This is a genomic window from Mesorhizobium sp. M0340 (assembly GCF_040321535.1).
GTDB lineage: Bacteria > Pseudomonadota > Alphaproteobacteria > Rhizobiales > Rhizobiaceae > Mesorhizobium.
On the sequence record NZ_JAMYRR010000001.1, the window covers coordinates 522930 to 529872 of the forward strand.

A 6943-nucleotide genomic window follows, 5' to 3' on the forward strand; every position below is an offset into this window, starting at 1 on the left:
TCGTTCCAGACTTTACTTTCTACGCTGCTCGGGTCTTGGCCACGGCAGCGATGCCGCGGTGTTTCGGTTCCTCCCCAGTCGTAAACCCATATCGTGTCGGCCAAGCCATGGCTCAACCCCGGGCCATCCGAGCTTCGCGGCCGCCGCGCCTGCGTCCGCCATTGCCATTGCCATCGCCCGGCGCGTTGACCTGCGTCCGGGCGGCAACGGCCTGGCCGCCTTCAGCAGGCTTGTAGTCCTTGTATGTCCTGATCCAGTTGGTGCAGTTCTCGTCGGTGCCGTTCAGCACGTTGGCGCCGCGCACCGCTTCCATTTCCTGCGGCCGCACCGGGTTCATGATCGCCGAGGTCATGCCTGCGCCGATCACCATCGGGATGAAGGCGGCGTTGATGCCATGACGGTGCGGCAGGCCGAACGAGATGTTGGAGAGGCCGCAGGTGGTGTTGACCTTGAGCTCCTCGCGCAGCCGGCGTAGCAAGGCAAATACCTGGCGGCCGGCATCGCCAAGCGCGCCGATCGGCATGACCAGCGGGTCGACGACCACGTCATGCGCCGGAATGCCGAAGTCGGCACAGCGCTGAACGATCTTCTTGGCGACGGCAAAGCGCACATCGGGGTCCATCGAAATACCGGTCTCGTCGTTGGAAATGGCGACGACCGGAACGTTGTATTTCTTGATCAGCGGCAGGATGGCTTCGAGCTTTTCCTCCTCGCCGGTGACGGAATTGACCAGCGGCCGGCCCTTGGCGACCTTCAGCGCCGCTTCGATCGCGGCGGTCACCGAGGAGTCGATCGACAGCGGCAGATCGACCAGGCCCTGCACGATCTCCAGCGTCTGCACCAGCAGCGCCGGCTCGGTGGAGTTGGGGTCGACTGCGGTGACGCCGGCGTTGACGTCGAGCATGGTCGCGCCGCAGGCGGCCTGCTCCAGCGCATCCTTGATGACGGTCTCAAAATTGCCGGCGATCATTTCGGCGGCGAGCTTTTTGCGGCCGGTCGGATTGATGCGCTCGCCGATCACGCAGAAGGGCTGATCGAAGCCGATGATGATTTCTCGTGTCGCCGATGCGACGATGGTGCGGGTCATGAAATCTCTCCATCGTGATATAAAGAGTTCTTTATATCGTTATCTGTTTGTGATCAAGCGAATGCTGACGATTCGCGCTGTCAATGCGCGGTTTTGACCATGTCGACCTGGGTTTCGGTGAGGTCGTCATGCAGTATGTGGTCGAGCCGGTCGGCAACGAGCTGGTCGTCGCGGCGGATTTCGCGCTTCCATGGCCGGCGGCCCTTCAGCACGCCGGATTCGTCGACGATCTCGGCGACGTATTCTTCCTGGCGATAGGCCATCACATGAACGCCGGACACACCGGGAATTTCCTTCACCTCATTGATGATGTCGATGCAGAGCTGCTTACCTTCCTTCTTCTGATCCTGAGCGCCTTCCAGGCGCTTGACGATCTGATCGGGAATGTGAATGCCCGGCACGTTGGAGCGGATCCATTTGGCTGTCTTGGCCGAGGCCAGCGGCCCGACGCCGCACAGGATGAAGCATTTCTCGGTATAGCCGAGATCGCGGACCTTCTGCATGTAGGTACGGAACATCGGCACGTCGAAGCAATACTGGCTCTGCACGAACTGCGCGCCGGCAGCGATCTTCTTGCCAAGCCGATAGGGCCGGAAATCGATCGGCGGCGCGAACGGGTTGATGGCCGCGCCAAGGAAAAGCTGCGGCGGGGTCGTCAATTTGCGGCCGGACAGGAATTTTCCGTTGTCGCGCATGATACGGCAGGTTTCGAGCAGCGACATGCAGTCGAGATCGAACACCGGCTTGGCGCCGGGCTGGTCGCCGGCCTGCACGCCGTCGCCGGTCAGGCAGAGCATATTGGCGACGCCCATCGCAGCACCCCCAAGCACGTCGCCCTGGATGGCGATGCGGTTCCGGTCGCGGCAGGCGATCTGCATGATCGGGGCATAGCCCATGCGGGTCAGGAGGGCGCAGATGCCGACCGACGACATGTGGCAGTTGGCGCCGGAAGCGTCGACGGCATTGATGGCGTCGACCCAGCCGTCGAAAATCCTGGCGCGGTTGTAGACGTCTTCCGGATCGGCGCTGTCGGGCGGATTGAGCTCGGTCGTCACTGCGAATTCGCCGCGTCTCAATACGCGCTCCAGGCGACCACGCGAGGTGTGGCCGGGCAGGGGATCGAGCGGCAAATGGATGCCGGCCGGATTCTCGTCGGGCTGGCGGCCAATCATGCCGACGCTCCAGTGTTGGTAATGTTCCGGGCCGCATCGCGGGCGGCCGCCGCCTGCGCGGTGACGCGCAGCCACGCGGAGGTCTCGCGCAAGGATTGGTCGACCGGTTTCTGCACCTCCAAAATCCTGTCGCCATGCACCATATTCCGCGAGCCTTCCCAGGCCTTAACCCAGACGCAGGGCATATCAGGCTCGACCTCGCAATTGCCGTTGGCGCGGACACCGCCACAAGGGCCGTTGCGCAATTGCTTAGGGCAGTTCATCGGGCACGACATGCCGGTCGAGGAAAGGATGCACTGGCCGCACATGCGGCAGTCGAACATGAAACCCTTGACGCGCTTTTCGACGAATTTCACCGGTCCTTCGACGCGGCTGTAGCCGATGCCCTTCCAAAGCGGGTGGAGGAGCAGAAACATGTCGGCGAATTTGGCGTAAAACCATTCGAGCAACCGCGAATGCCGGACCGACCAAAGCCGCACTGCAAACGAACGCTGCACGCGCCGCTGCGGCGACACGTCGGCCGGCTTGTAGTCGGATTTCGGCGCCGCCTTCCTGACGATGGTCGCCTGCGTCAGGCCGGTCTGAGCCGTCGTCGCCGGCATTGATTGGGGATCAGACATTTTCTTTGCCGCCCGCCTTGACCAGAGCTATCAGCCGCTCGCGGTCGTATTTCGCATCGATTTCCTGAAGAGCCTTCTCCGCCTCGGCTTCAAGATCGTCACCGACTAGGATGGGTTCTGCCTTGCGCCATTCGCCAAGATAGTCGTCGGTGCCGCCGGCGCCGGTGCGCATGGCGCACATGTCGATCGCCTCGGTGAAGCGCAGCGGCAGTTCGCGCTTGGCGTTCTGCCGGCCCTTTTTGACGATGACCTGGGCGGGGATGTCGCGCCAGTAGACGACGATCAGATCGGCCATGAATTCCTGCTCCTGCAGAGCGCCGCGCGTCCAATCGAACGCACAAACGATGCTCTACCATCTAACTCCGCTGCATCGTGCCCTCCAAAGATCGATTCCGATGTTTTGGGCCAATGCAGTGGTTTCGAGCATTGCCGGAAGCGCTGTTGGGCTGCTTGTTATGGGACGACGCGGGGGCCTTCAAAAGCGACGCAATCGACGGCCGCGGTTGAAAGCGGAGTCTTTCAGCACAGGTCAGCCGGCGCGGCCATCGAAGCTGCCGACCAGCTTCCTGTGGAAACGCACGTAACCTCGTTCGGTCGTGCCTAGATGCTCCGCGACGATCTCATGGAAGCGCGGCAGGCGGTGGAAGGGAACGGCCGGATAGGAATGGTGCTCCGAATGGTATGGCATGTTCCAGGCCACGAAGCGCACCAGCCTGTTGGTGAAGGTGGTGCGGGTGTTCTCGAGCATGTTGGCGACATGCGGGCACAACGCGTGCTCGGCCAGCAGGTAGGCCCGCAAAAACGGCTGTCCTACCAGCACCGGCACGATCCAGACCCACAACAGCAGCGCCGACTGTATGGTGAGAGATGCGGCCAGCAACACCGCATAACCGATAAGGAACAGCCGTGCTTCGGCAACCACCTTGCCGCGACTCTTTTCCGGTACGAAGCCGTCGCGATTGCGGCCAGCCGCATTGGTTGCGACCACGCGGCCCATGGCGATCCAATAGGGGCCGCCCGACAGATAGCGCAGATATTGGCTGACGGTCTCCGGCTTCGGCGCCCTCAGTTCGGGGTCGTTTTCGGGGTCGTGCGTATGGCGGTGATGGGCGAAATGGAAATAGCGGAACCATGCCGGCGGCAGCAGGATCAGGAAGCCGGCCACGGCGGCAACAGCGCGATTGAGCCACGCCGTCCTGAACGCCGTTTCATGGATGGTCTCGTGCAGCGGCGTGAAGAAGAAGACGATCAGGATTCCCTGCGGCAAGACAAGAAGCGGCCAGAACGGGATGCGGGCGGCGATCAACGCGCCCAGCAGGATAACCAGCCCGCCATGGGCGGCCAGCCGGACAATGCCTGGCCGGTCAAGCCTGGCGGTGAGGTCGCGACGGTCCTCGACCGAAAGGCCGGCAATGATGGTGCGGTGATCGATGTCGCTCATGATGCAATGTTAGCGGCGGGTGGGCATCCGGTAAATCGGCGCGTCACCAGACGCCGTTCGTTATCCCGGTCCAGAGATAGGACCAGACCGTCGGGTGATACCATTGTTTCGAAGGCAGGCCGGGCTCGACCGTGCCGAGCTTGCCGGCCAGCGCATCCCTGACCGCCTCGACGCAGATGTCGCGCGAGAACGCCGCCTGCCGCAACGCGTAGCTTGAAATCGTGTCGCCCGGCTGCGGTTTGCCACGCGTCTGCCGCAGCACGCCGCCAGTGTCGACGCCGGCATCGACGAGATGCACGGTGGTGCCGAATTTTTCCGCATCGCCCGAAGCCAGCGCCCAGTAGCCGCCGTTCATGCCACGATATTTCGGGGCGATGCCGGCATGGTAGTTGAGGACCGGGCAAGGGATTTTTGCCAGCATCTGCAGCGACAGCAAGCGGCAGCCCGCGAGCAGCACCACACCCGGCTGGATTTCCGCGATCGCCTCCAGGCATTCCGGCGCGTTGGCCGAAGGGACGTGGATGATCTTTTGCCCAGGCTTCGGTTCGGTTTGCAGCTTCTGTTCCGCGGCAAGCCGCTCCGCATGGCGGGCGAAGAAGCGCTTGCCGAGCCGGGTCAACATCATCGTGCCGAGTTGACCGATGGCCGAGGCCCAGCCTTGCCGTCGCGCCCGTCCGAGAAGCAATTGCTTTTTGGATTCAGGTGCTTAGAGGATAACACTGACAGGCCCGAGGTGGTCAGCGATGGCGTTGACGATCGCCCAGATATGCGAGCCGCCTTCGGTGACGACGACGATCGGCCGTCGGTTTGGTTTCGACCGTGCCATGGTTCGCGACCTCCGCAAAGACCTGTTCTTTGCGCGCGAATGCTAGGCTGACCGGGTTAACCCTTGGTGATCGGGGCTCAGCGCTTGAGTTCGAGGATGTCGAGCTTCGATTCGTAATAGGGCGCCGGGAACTCGATGCGCCATTCGCTGGCGCTGTTGCGGAAGGCATAGCCGACCTGATCGCTTTCCGGGCCGCTGCCGTAGGGCTTTGCCGGATCGTCGTTGACGTAGAAGGAACCAAGATAGATCGCGCGTTTCTCGCCATCGTCGAAGAAGCGGCCCTTGGTGCGCTGCGAGCCGGTGATCTTTTCCAGTCTCCAGCCGGAACCGTCGTCGCTCACCTTGCATTTGAACCAGCCATAGATGACGAGCGGGCTCAATCCGCCAGCCTTGATGGTGCGGCATTGCCAGTTGCCGGTCAGGTCGTTGTCGGAGAAGGAAACCAGCGGCTTTGCCAGCAAGGCGTCGAGCTGCTTGACCTCGGCTGGATCGCCGGCCTTCGCCTCGTCAAGCGCTGCCTTGCGCGTCTCGCCATATTTGTCGAGCCGCGCCTTGTCGGCAGCCGTTATCAACTGCTGCACCTCGCCGGCGGCGAACGCGGGCATGGTCAAGCAGAGAACAGTTGCTGCGGCAAACATGAGGCGAGCGATCATCGGTGGCGTTTCCCTGTTGATGGCTGGAGCAGCCCGTTTTCTTGTCTGACGCATACCTTAATGTTTTGCCACGTTCTGTCATCCGTGCTTGGGCATCGACAGCGGAAACGAGGTGGAAAGAATGCGGATCCTGCTGACGGGATCGTCGGGCTGGCTAGGCAGCGCCTTGGCACCGCGCCTGCGGGCCCTCGGCCATGACGTCACCGGCCTCGATGCCGTTCCGTCTTCGGAAACTCCAATCGTCGGCTCAGTCGCCGATCGCGACCTAGTCATGCAGGCGGTCGAGGAGAACCGCATCGAGGCCATCATCCACAGCGGCGCGCTGCACAAGCCCGACATCGAACGTTATCGCAACGAGGATTTCGTCGACACGAATGTGCGCGGCACGCTCAACCTGCTCGATGCGGCCGCTGCATTCGCGGTTCAGCGCTTCGTGTTTACGTCGACGACATCGCTGATGATTTCCGAGGCCATACGCGCCGGTTTCACGGGAAGCGCGCGCAAGGCGGCATGGCTGACGGAAGACATGTCGCCGGAGCCACGCAACATCTATGGCGTCACCAAGCTTGCCGCGGAACATCTTTGTCGCCTTTACCAGCTCCAGTTCGGCCTTCCGTCGATCGTACTGCGCACCGCTCGGTTCTTTCCCGAAGCAGACGATATGGCGCACGTGATCGAACAGTCGGACGCCAACACCAAAGCCAATGAGCTTTTGTTTCGCCGGCTGACGGTGGAGGATGCTGCCGATGCCCATATCGCTGCCTTGGAGAAAGCACCGCAATTGGGCTTCGACATCTTCATCATTTCGGCACCAACACCGTTCCAGCCCGAGGATTGCGCGGCATTGATCGCCGATGCACCGTCGGTCGTCGCACGCTATTTTCCGGATTATCCGGCACTCTACGCGAAGAAAGGCTGGACGATTTTTTCGTCGATCGACCGGGTCTACGATGCGTCGCGAGCGAGGGACCGGCTGGGTTTCGTCTGCAAGACGAGCTTTGCCGATGTGCTCGCCGGGCTCGAAGCTGAAGAAGGCCTTGCCTAGCAGGCTGTTGAAGAAGTATGTCGCGCGGCCTTGAGGATGACCTCATCGCCGTTGTGATAGGCAAACGTGATTTCGATGGAGCCATCGTCGAGCAATTCG

At 62.0% G+C, this 6943-nt stretch carries 7 protein-coding genes and 1 pseudogene; 1 reads left to right on the top strand and 7 read right to left on the bottom strand.

What is annotated here, in order from left to right:
* Window positions 1-112 precede the first annotated feature (112 nt).
* The 7 genes and pseudogenes from NKI79_RS02645 to NKI79_RS02675 form a co-directional block, all read right to left on the bottom strand.
* A complete protein-coding gene (locus NKI79_RS02645) occupies window positions 113-1087 on the bottom strand; it encodes a methyltetrahydrofolate cobalamin methyltransferase (RefSeq protein WP_352646919.1) in 975 nt (324 codons plus the stop codon).
* Between the two features lie 80 nt (window positions 1088-1167).
* Window positions 1168-2259 carry a methylenetetrahydrofolate reductase gene (locus tag NKI79_RS02650; protein ID WP_352477600.1) on the bottom strand — a complete coding sequence of 364 codons (1092 nt, stop codon included), beginning with the start codon at window positions 2257-2259 and terminating at the stop codon, window positions 1168-1170.
* Entirely contained in the window at window positions 2256-2879 is a 624-nt protein-coding gene (locus tag NKI79_RS02655; protein WP_352505747.1) for a methylenetetrahydrofolate reductase C-terminal domain-containing protein, read from the bottom strand. The genes NKI79_RS02650 and NKI79_RS02655 overlap by 4 nt, the downstream gene beginning before the upstream one ends.
* Window positions 2872-3174: a virulence factor gene (locus NKI79_RS02660; RefSeq protein ID WP_352799702.1), complete on the bottom strand. Its 303-nt coding sequence runs from the start codon at window positions 3172-3174 to the stop codon at window positions 2872-2874. The genes NKI79_RS02655 and NKI79_RS02660 overlap by 8 nt, the downstream gene beginning before the upstream one ends.
* A gap of 234 nt (window positions 3175-3408) precedes the next feature.
* Window positions 3409-4320 (bottom strand): fatty acid desaturase family protein, encoded by a 912-nt coding sequence (locus NKI79_RS02665; RefSeq protein WP_352799703.1) that lies wholly within the window; start codon window positions 4318-4320, stop codon window positions 3409-3411.
* A 43-nt stretch (window positions 4321-4363) separates the two neighbouring features.
* Window positions 4364-5146 (bottom strand): annotated as a pseudogene (locus NKI79_RS02670) (formyl transferase).
* Between the two features lie 77 nt (window positions 5147-5223).
* Entirely contained in the window at window positions 5224-5799 is a 576-nt protein-coding gene (locus NKI79_RS02675) for a DUF4893 domain-containing protein (protein ID WP_352799705.1), read from the bottom strand.
* Between the two features lie 121 nt (window positions 5800-5920).
* Between NKI79_RS02675 and NKI79_RS02680 the strand changes: the two genes are divergently transcribed.
* A complete protein-coding gene (locus tag NKI79_RS02680; RefSeq protein WP_352799708.1) occupies window positions 5921-6844 on the top strand; it encodes an NAD-dependent epimerase/dehydratase family protein in 924 nt (307 codons plus the stop codon).
* Window positions 6845-6943: the final 99 nt, after the last annotated feature.